General features: G+C 54.9%; 10 protein-coding genes. 4 read left to right on the top strand and 6 right to left on the bottom strand.

Going from position 1 to position 13,154, the window contains the following annotated elements; genetic code table 11:
- Window positions 1-164 precede the first annotated feature (164 nt).
- Both BLR09_RS23290 and BLR09_RS23285 read right to left on the bottom strand, forming a co-directional pair.
- A complete protein-coding gene (locus BLR09_RS23290; RefSeq protein WP_093208354.1) occupies window positions 165-1,238 on the bottom strand; it encodes a FecR family protein in 1,074 nt (357 codons plus the stop codon).
- 85 nt (window positions 1,239-1,323) lie between these two features.
- Window positions 1,324-1,965 carry an RNA polymerase sigma factor gene (locus BLR09_RS23285; RefSeq protein WP_093208352.1) on the bottom strand — a complete coding sequence of 214 codons (642 nt, stop codon included), beginning with the start codon at window positions 1,963-1,965 and terminating at the stop codon, window positions 1,324-1,326.
- Window positions 1,966-2,142: 177 nt separating this feature from the next.
- Between BLR09_RS23285 and BLR09_RS23280 the strand changes: the two genes are divergently transcribed.
- Entirely contained in the window at window positions 2,143-3,036 is an 894-nt protein-coding gene (locus tag BLR09_RS23280) for a phosphodiester glycosidase family protein (protein ID WP_176785650.1), read from the top strand.
- 98 nt (window positions 3,037-3,134) lie between these two features.
- Here the strand turns inward: BLR09_RS23280 and BLR09_RS23275 are convergent, their stop codons facing one another.
- From BLR09_RS23275 to BLR09_RS23260, 4 genes are all read right to left on the bottom strand, one after another.
- Window positions 3,135-3,542, bottom strand: a complete 408-nt coding sequence (locus BLR09_RS23275) for a hypothetical protein (protein WP_143011202.1) — start codon at window positions 3,540-3,542, stop codon at window positions 3,135-3,137.
- 198 nt (window positions 3,543-3,740) lie between these two features.
- Window positions 3,741-5,447: a GMC oxidoreductase gene (locus BLR09_RS23270; protein WP_093208344.1), complete on the bottom strand. Its 1,707-nt coding sequence runs from the start codon at window positions 5,445-5,447 to the stop codon at window positions 3,741-3,743.
- 4 nt (window positions 5,448-5,451) lie between these two features.
- Complete coding sequence (locus tag BLR09_RS23265) at window positions 5,452-5,931, bottom strand: gluconate 2-dehydrogenase subunit 3 family protein (protein ID WP_093208342.1); 480 nt, start codon at window positions 5,929-5,931, stop codon at window positions 5,452-5,454.
- Window positions 5,932-5,989: 58 nt separating this feature from the next.
- A complete protein-coding gene (locus tag BLR09_RS23260; RefSeq protein ID WP_093208339.1) occupies window positions 5,990-6,862 on the bottom strand; it encodes an AraC family transcriptional regulator in 873 nt (290 codons plus the stop codon).
- Window positions 6,863-7,121: 259 nt separating this feature from the next.
- Between BLR09_RS23260 and BLR09_RS23255 the strand changes: the two genes are divergently transcribed.
- The 3 genes from BLR09_RS23255 to BLR09_RS23245 all read left to right on the top strand — a co-directional run bounded on the left by BLR09_RS23255 (window position 7,122) and on the right by BLR09_RS23245 (window position 13,085).
- A complete protein-coding gene (locus BLR09_RS23255) occupies window positions 7,122-10,184 on the top strand; it encodes a SusC/RagA family TonB-linked outer membrane protein (RefSeq protein WP_093208337.1) in 3,063 nt (1,020 codons plus the stop codon).
- A gap of 43 nt (window positions 10,185-10,227) precedes the next feature.
- Window positions 10,228-11,823 carry a RagB/SusD family nutrient uptake outer membrane protein gene (locus BLR09_RS23250; RefSeq protein WP_093208333.1) on the top strand — a complete coding sequence of 532 codons (1,596 nt, stop codon included), beginning with the start codon at window positions 10,228-10,230 and terminating at the stop codon, window positions 11,821-11,823.
- Between the two features lie 164 nt (window positions 11,824-11,987).
- Entirely contained in the window at window positions 11,988-13,085 is a 1,098-nt protein-coding gene (locus BLR09_RS23245; protein WP_093208654.1) for a glycoside hydrolase family 26 protein, read from the top strand.
- Window positions 13,086-13,154: the final 69 nt, after the last annotated feature.

Genomic DNA, 13,154 nt, shown 5'->3' with positions numbered 1-13,154 from the left:
AAGGGGATGATTTTCAAGTCGATGGTGTTCGCGGCACCATCGACTTTACTTTTCCGGATGGAAGAATGATGTAGGGCCTTTGGTCATGCAGTATTCATTAGGGTGAGGCCATTCCTGAGAATGGCAGTGAAACGGAAATAGATTCAGAGGTAAGCAGAATAAGATTATTGACATCCGGGCCCGGTGATCAGGATTTCACCGTCCAGTTGTTCGTATCGGGCATCGATGGTCTGGCAGATCAGGTTCAGCTTTTCCAGCAGCGGTTCGTCGCTCAGGTTGGCCGTCAGAAAACAGCGGCGCAGTACTTCCCTGTCATAAACAATCCGGATTCCATAAGCTTTTTCCAGGGTCGTAAACACATCGGCGACCGGCGTCCGCCGGAAATGAAAATCAGCCTGCTGCGGTATTTCCACAAAAGCCGGCAGCTGGATCAGCGAGCGGACCATCCGGCTGTTTTCCTTGTTAAACACCACCTGCTGGTTCGGAATTAGGATCAGGCCGCCGGGAGCAGTACTGACCGCACGGGCTTTTTCTTCCGCCCGTGCAAACACGGACACGCGTCCGGTTTTCACAATTACTTTTACATCCTTGTCCTGCTCGAAAGCCCGGATCGTAAAGCTCGTTCCCACGACCCGCGTCACCAGGTTATTGGCATACACGAAGAAGGGGTGAGCGGGATCTTTCGCGATTTCGAAGAAGGCCTCACCAGAGAGGAAAATCTCCCGCTTGTCAGATCGGAACTTCCGCGGATAGCTGATCCGGCTTTCCGGCTGGAGAATAACCGAACTTCCGTCTGAAAGCATCACCAGTAAGGGTTTAGGCGTAGTATTGGCTTTCTCCACCATCGGATCAGGTGTTTGCTCGAGCAACTGACGGTAGGATATCACTGCGGGCGCTGCTTCCTGCCGGGTATACCAGTATGCACCCAGACCTGTCAGCAGTACGACCGATGCGGCCGCCGCCCATTTCCAGGGCTGCATACGGCGGACCGGCGGATGTACGTCCAGAAGCGCCGCAAACCGGTCGGCCTCTTCCCGCAGTTCTTCCGGCGTGGTTTGTTCAAAGGTATCATGCATTGCCAGCAGGAGCCGACGTGCCTGGTTAAGAGCATCCGTCTGGTCGGGATAGCGATTGAGCCAGCCGGTCCAGTACAGCGCGTCCTGCGGGTTATTTTCCAATACCCACCGGCGGAAGGACTCGTCGGCGGCAAGTTGCTCAGGGGATATGTCTCGGAACATATCTTGTTTCGGATGAAGGGTTTAGGATAAATCCGAAGCAAGGACGAAGCGAAGAGAAAGAAATACTCTTTTTCTGAGAAAAAATTTAAATAAAATAATTTAATAATGCAAAGTGCCTGATAGTCAGCAAGGGAAGAAAAGTGCCGAGCAGCGGCAGCAACAGAAAAGCATAGCGGACAAATACCGCCTTCAGCGCCTGCAATGCTTTGTAAAGATGATTGGCGACCGATTGCCGGTTGATCTCCATTACCTCAGCGATGCGGTCATTGTCCATCCCCTGGTAAAAGCGCAGAAACAGTACTTCCTGCTGCCGGCGGGGCAGGCGGGCAATGGCCTCCCGCAGACGGGTACGCGTATCCGACTGATCTTCAGTCAGAATCAGGTGGTTTTCGATCAGAAAATCATCGGGAATACCTTCCTCTTCGCCTACATCTGTGAAGCGGCTCTCGATCCGGAGGTGGTCCAACAGACGGTTGCGCAGCGCGCGGAGCAAATAGATGGTGACTACCTGTAAATCAAGGGAGTGCCGGCTTTCCCAGATACCGAGAAAAAGATCCTGGACGACGTCCTTGGCCAGCTCGCGATCCCGGGTGAAATTCCCGGCGTAGTTAAGCAGTATAGGCCGCTGCGACTCCGTCAGCTGGCAAAAGGCCGCTTTGTCTCCGGCACGCGATCGATGCCAGAGTTCAAGCAATACCTGGTTCTTCCTTGCTGCGGTGGTTTCCAACGTTTCAAACGGCCATTACGGGTAAAGAGGTACTCAAATATCATTAATTAAAGTTCATCCTGTGTTATTTTTTTAAAAAAGGGAGCTAAAATGGTATCGCTGGGCCGGGTATCGTTTTTTTGCGGTTCAGGTACCGGGGAAATGACCGGGTACCTGTATTTTCGCCAACATACGCTCATGAACCGACTTACCTGTTTCCTCACGTTGCTGGCCGGTACGGCCTTCGGTCAGGCGCCCGCCGATTCCGTGGCGCTGCTCAAAACGAAATGGACCTTTCAGGACATCGCGCCGGGGGTCACGTGGAAACATGCGCATTGCAGTGCCGGTCAGCTGTTTGGCTCCAATCAGAACATTCATGTTTTGGATACCAAGCTGAAAAACAGAAAGATACGATTTGGATTTGCTTCGGCAGATACGCCGGGGGACAGTACCCGCCACCTCGTCCGTACGTCGGAAATAGCCCGGAAGGCGGGCGCGTTCGCTGCAGTCAACGGTACCTTCTTTCACGTAAAGGGCGGAGGTTCGGAAGACCTGGTCCGGATCGGTGGTCGCCTGCTGGATACCACCCTTTATGTTCCGGGGAAACCCATCCAGGAACACAAACAGGCTGCCATTACCATCCGCGGCCGCAAGGTACGGATTGAACGGGCCCCGGAGCAGAATCCGGATATAGCTTACGGCTGGGATCAGCGCCTCAACGCGCCGGATGTCATGGTTACCGGACCCCTCCTGATCTGGGACGGCCACGAGGTTCCCCTGAAGAAGAATGCATTCAACGATAACCGCCACCCGCGTACCGCCGCCTGTGTCACGAAAGACAAGCACCTGCTGCTCGTGACTGCCGACGGCCGGAACGCCCAGGCACAGGGGCTTTCCCTGCACGAACTGGCCTACCTGCTGCGGCAGTTCGGGTGCGACCGGGCGGTGAACCTCGACGGAGGCGGCTCGACGACGATGTATATCGAGGGTCAGCCCGACCAGGGCGTCGTCAACATGCCCTCCGACAACAAACTCTGGGACCACCTGGGCGAGAGACCGGTGAGTAATGTGTTTTTGATGAGGCGAAAATGAAAAAGGGGCTTATTGAGCCCCCTTTCTGTTTTCAGTTTTCGGTCTGCAGTTTTCAGTTAGCCGTTAACGGACCGCAACCGTAAACTGAAAACGAATACCTATTTCTTCTCTTCCTCACCCTCATCTCCGCTAAACAAATTCGAGAAGAAGCCTTTGGCCTTGTCGATGGCGTCGCCGGCGGCGTCTTTGAGGTCTTCGAATTTTTCTTCGGCGGCGTCTTTCAGCTCGTCGATTTTATCTTCAGCCGCGTCTCCGATGGAGCCGAGCTTTTGCCCGGTCAGGCTTTCAATCTTTTCTACCGCTGCGTCTTTGAGCGAATCGAATTTCTCTTCCGCCGCGTCCTTGAGGGCGTCCAGTTTCTCTCCGGCCTGATCTTTCAGATTGTCGATGCCTTCGTTGGCGAGGCTGTCGATTTTTTCGGAGGCAGCATTCTTAAGGGCGTCGATTTTTTCGCCGGCCTGGTTCTTCAGTTTGTCAAATTGGCTTTCGGTTGATTCGGTAGACATGGTCTTGGTGGTTTTCTTGTGGACCACCAAGTTTGGAAGAATTTCGGAGGAAACAAATGGGGGAAAGTCAATTGCGTAGGAATTTAATATCAGCCGGTTGCCACCATTCCCGCGAAAAAAATCTGTGAAGTCTGTGTAGTCTGTGAGAGGTTTTATTTTTCTCACAGACTACACAGACTTCACAGAAAAAAGGGGTGTTTACAGATTCTGCTTCTTCATCTCCTTCACCGCATAGTCCACCGCCCGCGCCGTCAGCGCCATATAGGTCAACGACGGGTTTTGGGTAGACGTAGACGTCATCGACGCGCCGTCCGTCACGAATACGTTTTTACAGTTATGGAACTGATTCCACTTATTGAGCAACGACGTTTTCGGATCCTTACCCATCCGGACGCCGCCCATTTCGTGGATGTCCAGCCCCGGCGCTTTTTTACTGTTGTCGTACGAACGTACATTTTTGAAACCGGCTGCCGTGAACATTTCCGTCAGCTGTTCCATGTAGTCCTTCGTCATTTTTTCGTCGTTGTCGTCGTAATCGACAGACACGCGCAACTGCGGAATACCGAACGGATCTTTCAGGTTCGCATCCAGCGCCACAAAATTGGTCAGCTTCGGAATTGTCTCGCCCATCATGTGGGAACCGACGTGCCAGCCGCCGTATTCCGTCCGGAAGAGGTTGTCTTTCAGTTCGGTACCGATACCGTCTTGCTTGTTATAAGAGCTGCGTCCGGCGCTGAAACCGGCTGCGTAGCCGCGAAGGAAGTCCGTTTCCTGCTTGTAAACATTCCGGAAGCGGGGAATATAGGGCGAGTTCGGGCGGCGACCATCCGTCGTTTTATCGAGGAAGCCGTCGTACTCACCGGAGACCGTCGCCCGGTAATTGTGAAACGCGATGTACTTGCCCAGCAGGCCATTGTCGTTGCCGAGGCCGTTCTGAAAGCGGGACGACGTCGAATTGAGCAGAATCAGGTTGGTATTCAGCGCTGCCGCATTGACGAAGATGATCCGGGCATAATACTCGGTCATTTGCTTTGTGTGTGCGTCGATGACACGTACGCCCTTCGCCTTTCCTTTTTTCTCGTCATAGATAATGGAATGCACGACGGAGTCGGGGCGTAGGGTCATCTTTCCCGTTTTGGCCGCCCAGGGAATCGTCGATGCGTTGCTGCTGAAGTAGCCGCCGAACGGACAGCCGCGTTCGCAGATCGTCCGGTGCTGGCATTGTGCCCGGCCCTGCTGGAAGTGAATCGGCTTGGGGTCGGTCAGGTGCGCGCAGCGACCCTGAATGACGTGGCGGTCCTTGTATTTTGCCGCTATCTGTTTTTGGAAGAAATCTTCCACGCAGTTCATCTGGTGCGGGGGCTGGAACTCGCCGTCGGGGAGGTTCGGCAGGCCGTCCTTGTTTCCGGAGATACCGGCGAATTTTTCCACGTAACTATACCAGGGAGCCAGATCGGCGTAGCGGATGGGCCAGTCGACCGCAAACCCGTCCCGGGCCGGGCCATCAAAATCGAAGTCGCTCCACCGCTGCGTCTGACGCGCCCAAAGCAGGGATTTGCCGCCTACCTGGTACCCGCGGATCCAGTCGAAAGGCTTTTCCTGGACGTAGGGATGCTCGGCGTCCTTCACAAAAAAGTGGCTCGATCCTTCGTAAAAAGCATAGCACTTGCTTACGATGGGGTTTTGCTCCCGGATTTCCCGGGGGAGCTGCCCGCGGTGTTCGAACTCCCACGGGTTCATGTTGGTGGTGGGGTAGTCGGTGACGTGTTTGACGTCCCGCCCGCGTTCGAGCACAAGGGTGCGGAGCCCGTGCTTGGTCAGTTCTTTGGCGGCCCAGCCTCCGCTGATCCCGGAACCGACGACGATGGCGTCGAACGTATTGGCCTTCGTATCGAGGTAATGCATGTGCTTATTTGTTGAGAGGGACACAACCGTAATAATGTCCGGGAATCAGCTTGTAGTGCGCGATGTTGGTCATGTAGTATTCGGACGACGTATATCCTCTGACGGTCAGTCCCTTGATCTGGCTGAAGAAGGATTTGTCGCTGTCGGACAGGCGACTGATAACGTCCGTCCGTTGTGTCGCGTCGCAGGCCGTAAAGGCCTTTCCGTGGAGCTGTTTCGCGGAGGCGTCGGTTGCAGCGAGGCCTTTTTTGAAGGTTTCCTGGGCTTTCGGGTCGAGGCAGTCGGCCACGATTTTCTCAATGAACGTATGAACGCCGAGGGCCTTCGCACCGGGAGTAGTGGTGGCCGGCAGGATGGTTTCGACGATTTCGGCGAGGATTTCTTCCTGTGGCGCAGTAAGGAATCCGCTGGTTTTCAGCGACTCCTGCGTCCAGCCGTTCGCCCAGGCGGGCAGGGCGAGCAGCCCGCCGACGGCGGCTGCCATGTTTTGTAAGGCTTTTCTTCTTTGCACGGAAATGCGGTCTGGTTAAGCGTGAACGGGGCTAGACAAAGACCCGTGAACCTGAATAGTTGTTTCGGAACTCGCGGGGGGTACAGCCGTTTTTCTTCAGAAACGTCCGGTTGAAATACGACAGGTTGTTAAACCCGCATTTATAGGAAATTTCAGCAATCGTATGCGTCGTATCGATCAGCATCCGGGACGCGTGCCCTAGGCGGATCTCATTGAGGCTGTCGATGAAGGTCTTACCCGTTCGTTTTTTAATGAAACGACTGAACGACACTTCGGGCATGTTGACGACTTTGGCTACTTCTTCCAGCGTAATCTTCTTATCGTAATGCATCCGCATGTGTTCGAAAGCCTTTTCGATGCGGCGGCTGTTATAATGAATCGTGTCATTGGTAAACGACACGTTCGACAAGGTCCGCATGTTGCGCGAAATCGACAAGTCATGCAGGATAGACATCAATTCCAGCACGGAGTCAAATCCGCTCTTCCGGGTGAGGGCTTCAAGCCGGGGCTGAAGCTGTTCGACCGTCTCCCGCGAAAATAATACACCTTTCGACGCGCGCTCCAGTAAGGTACGGATGAAACTCAGCTGATTCCGGCGGAGAAACTTCTCGTCGAATAAATCCCGGTGAAACTGAATCGTGATCTCCCGGATTTCCTTGCTCTGATTGTGGTGATTGAACCAGCCGTGCGGCAGGTTGCTGCCTACCAGGACCAGCTCCAGATCGTCGATGGCTTCGGAATGATCGCCGACAATGCGTTTCGTTCCCGGCGCATTGGCGATGAAGTTCAGCTCGAACTCTTCGTGGTAATGCAAGGGGAAGTCAAACTCCGATTTCACACGGGAAAACAACGTAAAACAGTCATGCGGAGTAAGCGGAGTGATCTCCCTGTACAGATTACTCATACGGCAAAGGTATAATAGGTTTTAAAGGAATGCCAACGAAGCTGCTAACATAGTATTAGTTAAGGGGCGAAAATCAGCGTTTCGTAAGTTTGACAAAACTAAGAAAAAGACAGCATTATTTCGTTAAAATAGGAAAATAACAATAATTTATGGTAAAATAGTAAAAATACACAGGTAATAAGTTCAAAAAAACGATAAAATAATATTACAAGCTGGATAAGATTGAAACATAATTTTGTCCCGAAAAAATTGTCTGTAAATGAACGTCATAAAACTTTATCTTTTCCTCTTCGCCAGCCTGCTGGGTGTCGGGATCGCGTCTGCCCAGGACCGGACCCTCAGCGGATCGGTCGCCGATGAGAAAGGGGAGCTTCTCCCCGGAGTGAGTATTTCCGTCAAGGGCACGACGGTCGGTACCAACACCAACGCCGAGGGCCGGTATACCCTCCGCATTCCCGCCGGGGGCAAAACCCTGGTGGTTTCGTTTGTCGGGATGCAAACGAAAGAAATAGAGCTCGGCAGCCAGTCGACCCTCGACATCGTTCTTCAATCCGACACCAAATCGCTTGACGAGGTCGTCGTCATCGGGTACGGATCTTCCAAGAAAAGTGACCTGACGGGTTCCGTCGCCTCCATCAAGTCTGATCAGCTGACACAGATCGCCACGCCCAACGTCACCCAGGCCATTCAGGGCCGGGTAGCCGGAGTGGATGTGACGTCCAACTCCGGAGAGCCGGGCGGCGCCAGCCGTATCCGCATCCGCGGCGTCGGGACGATCAACAACGCCGATCCGCTCTATGTCGTCGATGGATTTCAGACGGCCGACATCAGCTTCCTCGCACCGGGAGATATCTCCTCGATGGAAATTCTGAAAGATGCCTCTGCCACAGCTATTTATGGTTCGCGAGGAGCCAACGGGGTCGTCCTGATCACCACCAAACGCGGGAAGTCCGGAGCCGCGCGCATTTCGTTTGACGGCTACGCCGGGGTACAGCAAGCCTGGAGAACCCAGAAAATGCTGACCGCCTCCGAATACGCAACTCTGCGCCTGGAGGCTTACCAGAACGACGGCACCGTTCTCGACCCGGCCGGCAGCCAGTACAAACGCCTCAATGCCGCCATCCAGAGCAACGCCAAAGGGACCGACTGGCAGAAAGAAGTCATGCAAACCGGTGCTATTCAGAACTATAGCCTGAATATTCTCGGCGGCTCGGAGAATTCCCGCTACAGCATTACCGGTACCTATTTCAGCCAGGATGGTATCGTGAAGAACTCGGGTATGAAGAAGTATTTCATCCGGTTCAATAACGACTATACCCTCACCAAATGGCTGACGGGCGGCGTTTCCGGCGCTTTCTCCCGGACAAATAAAACGTACACCAACAACGACCTCTACGCCGGTGTACTGACAACTGCCCTCCGCGTAGATCCCCTCACGCCGGCCTGGGATGCTGCGACCAACAACTGGGGCCGCGCCGATATCTCCTATGAAAACAACCCGGCACGTGCCGTGAGTGAAATGGCCGGCAATAAGGGGTATGAAAGCCTGCTCAATGCCAACGCCTATGCGGAAGCGTCGTTCCTGAAGCACTTCAAGTTCCGGTCGCAGTTTGGGGTGAACTACAAGAACCTCCACAACAAGCAGTACCTGCCCAAGTTCTTCATCGACGTGGTGGAACAGCGCGCCAACAGCCAGCTGACCGAGCTGCGCGGCGAGCAAACCCAGTGGGTAGCTTCGAATTACATCACGTATGACAATACCTTCGGCAAGCACCACATCGGTTTCATGGCCGGTACGGAAGCCCAGCGTGTGCAGTATGCCGACTTTGGCGTCACTGCGTATGACGTTCCGGCAGATGCCGACCTGCGCTACATTTCATCCAGCCGGGCGACGAGCTACAACGTAACCAGCAGCCAGTCAGACGAATCGATTCTTTCCTTCTTCGGACGGGCCAACTACAGCTACCGCGACAAGTACATGCTGACCGCCACGCTGCGTCAGGACGGCTCTTCCCGGTTTATGAAAAACAACCGCTGGGGTACTTTCCCGTCGTTTGCCGCCGGCTGGAATATCACGGACGAGCCTTTCATGGCCAATATCCGCCAGCTTAGCAACCTGAAACTCCGTGCCGGCTGGGGCCAGGTGGGGAACCAGAACTCGGCCGCCAACTACGGCTATGTGACGACGCTCTCGGGTGGCAACCGTTACATCCTCGGCGGGCAGATTGTAGAAGGTTTCGCACCGACTACTGCCAGCAACCCCGAGCTGAAATGGGAAACGACGACCAGTTCCAACATCGGTATCGACGCGGCGTTTTTCAACAATGCCCTGACGCTTACCGCCGACTACTTCGTCAAGAAGACCACCGACATGATTGTACGCGTGCCCATCCCGGTATTTGCCGGTGTCGGACCTCCGTATGTCAACGCAGGCAGCATGAAAAACAACGGGATTGAGCTTGCGGCGACGTACCGCAACGAAGTCGGTGGACTGACCTACGAAATCGGGGCAAACTTCACGAAGATCAAGAACGAAGTGACCAGCCTTGGCGGCGGTTCTCCGATCGAATCGGCAGACGTAAGCCGGGTCGGAAACATCACCCGCACGTCGGTCGGACGTGAGATCGCCTATTTCTACGGCCTCAAAACCGATGGTATTTTCCACAACGCCGCCGAACTCGAAGCACATAAAAACAGCAGCGGAGCGGCGATCCAGCCAAACGCGCAGGTTGGCGACGTCAAGTTTGTAGACCTCAACGGCGACGGCGTCATCGACGACAAGGACCGTACCTACCTCGGCAGCGCCACGCCGGGCTTCACCTACGGCTTCAATACGACGCTCGGGTACAAGAACTTCGATCTGAAGGTCTTCTTCCAGGGAGCCCAGGGCGTGGAGCTGGTGAATGCGCTGGATTACTTCACGAAAAACGCACAGGGACAGTGGAACTCCGTAGCCGACCGCATGAACCGCTGGACGCCGACGAATACCAATACCAACGAGTTCCGGATGACGCTGAAGGATGCCAACCAGAACTACCGCTTCTCTGATCGCTATGTACAGGATGGCAGCTACCTCCGCCTCCGCAACGTGACCCTCGGCTATACCCTGCCGAAGGCGCTCGTGCAAAGCTGGAAAATGGCCAACCTCCGGGCCTATGTATCGGTAGATAACCTCCTGACTTTCACGAAGTACAAGGGTCTTGATCCGGAAGTCGGCGAATACGGATACAACCGGTCTTACAACCCGCTCGCAGTCGGCGTAGACGTAGGTACCTACCCTCAACCGCGCACCTGGCGTGCCGGTCTGACGGTTAATTTTTAAGGAAGACGGCACTCCACGGCCGAAAGCATAACGAGACAAGTCTATGAAACTGAAATACGTCGCCATGCTGGTTCTGACAGGTAGCCTGTTGCAGAGCTGCAGCGATTTCCTCGATAAAAATCCGCTCGGGAAGGACACGGACGTGACCTACTTCACCGACGCCAACAACGCCATTCTGGCTGTCAACGCTGCCTATGATGTCATTTCGTGGGACGAAGGAAACGACGGCCTCGGCAACTACGTCGCCCACAACTACGAATGGATTTTCGGCGATATGCTCTCCGAAGACGCAGAAAAAGGCAGTATGCCGGGTGATTTTCCGACGATGCTCGAGTTGAAGGAATGGCGTGCCAATTCCAACAATGACATCGCCAGGGCGGTATGGCAGAACATGTTCCAGGGCGTGTACCGGACGAACCTGATTCTCCAGAATATTCAAAACTCGCCCATCGACGAAGCCATTAAAAACCGCCTGACCGGCGAGGCGCGCTTCCTTCGCGGGTATTGCTACTTCTACATGCTGCGCCTGTACGGCGGCCTGCCGCTGTTTTCTGCGCCCGTGAAGCCGTCGGAATACAGCAATGCAAAGCGTGCAACGATCAGCGAGACCTACGCATTCATCGAAGAAGATTTCAAGAAAGCCATTGAACTGCTTCCTGAAAAGAACGGATACGATGCAGTAGATATGGGCCGGGCGACGAAAGGCGCTGCCCGCGGATACCTCGCCCGGGCCATTATGTACCAGATCGGTACCGATAATACCCGGAGCCATACCTGGCAGGAAGTATATGACCTGACGGATGCGATTGTGAAATCCGGTCAGTACGGGCTGACGGCCAACTATGCGGAGATTTTCGAAGAGGAAGGCGAAAACAATACCGAATCACTCTTCGAAGTTCAGTTTGCCGAATCAAACGTGAGCTGGGGTATTCAGCGGGTCGGAACGGAAAACAACATCATCCAGAACAACCGCAGTACCTGGGGCTGGGGCTTCAACAACCCGACGACCAGCCTGGTCAATGCCTTCGAAGCCAACGATCCGCGCAAAGCGTGTACCGTATATGGCAACGGCGATATCGCGGTAGGTATCGAACAGATTATCAAGTACCCGGAAGAAAATGCGACCGGCTACCTGAACCGCAAGGCGGCGATTGTCAAACCGACAACCCCGTCGCAGTCGCCTCAGAATATCCGCAAGATGCGCTACGCCGACGTCCTTCTGATGAAAGCCGAATCGGCTGCCAAACTCAGCAAGGAGCAGGAAGCCCGCGACATCCTCAACCTGATCCGCGACCGCGCCCGCAAAGCTACCCGCCCGAAGGGATCAAAGCTCGGTACCCTGACCTATGAAGCTGCGGGTACCCCGGCAACGGCCCTGCCCGCGATTGCTGCCACCGTCACCGGCCAGGCCCTGCTCGAAGCCATCTGGCACGAGCGCCGCGTGGAGCTGGGTATGGAAGCGCTGCATTTCTGGGATCAGGTGCGTACCGGTACCTATTTCAGCAGCCTGTCGGCCACGATCCGCACGGCAGCGATGACGCACGCCGTCACTCAAAACGTCGTGAACCCGATTCCGGTGCTGCCGATTCCGGTCAACGAAGTACAGTCCTGGGGTCTGCAGCAAAACCCCGGGTACTGACCCAACGCATTCCCTGCCGGTACGCCGGCAGGGTTTTCTTTCCTGTTGAAAACGCCGGTTATCCGGCCGCCATAACCGGGCTTTTATTCGAAAGAGTAAAAGCCCGGCTTTTTTAAAAGGAAGGAATGGCGGAAATTGGTCGCTCTTCTATTTCCGAACACAACATGAAAAAAATTGCCTGGATACTGACGCTGCTGGCATCGGCTGCCTTTGCTCAGACGTCGCCCGTCGATCCCGCTGCCACTCCCGAGACCCGCAACCTGCTGCGCAATTTGCGGAAGGCGGCTGCGAAAGCGACGCTGTTCGGCCATCAGGATGACCTGGCCTATGGCGTAGACTGGCGCGACGTGCCGGGACGCTCCGACGTCAGGGATGTGACGGGAGAATACCCCGCCGTTTTCGGGTGGGACCTGGGTCGGATCGAAGCCGATAGTCCGAACGAAATCGACGGAATCCCTTTTGAAAAACAACGGCAGTACGTAAAAGACGTGTACGCCCGCGGCGGAATCAATACCTTCAGCTGGCACCTCAACAACCCGCTTTTCCCGGAAAAAACGAGCTGGGACAAGGCCGACTCCACCATCCGTCACCTCTTCGCCGATCCGGCTGCCCTGCAACGGTACGACAGCTGGCTGGACAAAATCGCGGTGTATTTCCGGACCCTGACCGGCCCGAAAGGAGAGCCGATTCCCTTGATTTTCCGCCCGTTTCACGAACACACCGGGAGCTGGTTCTGGTGGGGCAGGGGGCATTGTACGCCGGAAGAGTACATCCGGCTGTGGCGGCATACGGTCGATTATCTCCGGAAAGAAAAAGGGTTGCATAACCTGCTGATCGCCTATTCGACAGACCGGTTTACGTCAAAAGAAGACTACCTGGAGCGCTATCCGGGAGACGATTACGTGGATATCGTCGGATTTGATATCTACCACCGCCCGAAAACGCCTGATACGTTCGTCGCCGATACCCGCCGGATGGTCGAAACCCTCCGGACCATCGGGCAGGAGAAAAAGAAAATATGGGCGATTACCGAAACCGGCCTCGAAAAACTGCCCGTTGCCAACTGGTGGACGGAAGTATTGACGCCGGTAATTCAGGATGCCGGACTGGCTTATGTACTGGTCTGGCGGAACGGCAATCCGACGCATTTCTATGCACCGTACCCCGGTCAGACCAGCGCGGAAGATTTCCGGCGATTTGCGCAACGTCCCGACGTCTGGTTCGGAAAGAAGGCCGCCGCAGCCCGGCTTTATAACCGTTGATGTCGATAAGTGTAGGATAGACACGTAATTTTTGCGGAACTTCGCGTTTCGTTGGACGGCCCTGGCCGT

The organism is Siphonobacter aquaeclarae (assembly GCF_900103285.1).
GTDB lineage: Bacteria > Bacteroidota > Bacteroidia > Cytophagales > Spirosomataceae > Siphonobacter > Siphonobacter aquaeclarae.
The sequence above is the reverse complement of the archived record's forward strand: the minus strand, read 5'-3'. Positions and strand labels throughout refer to the sequence as shown.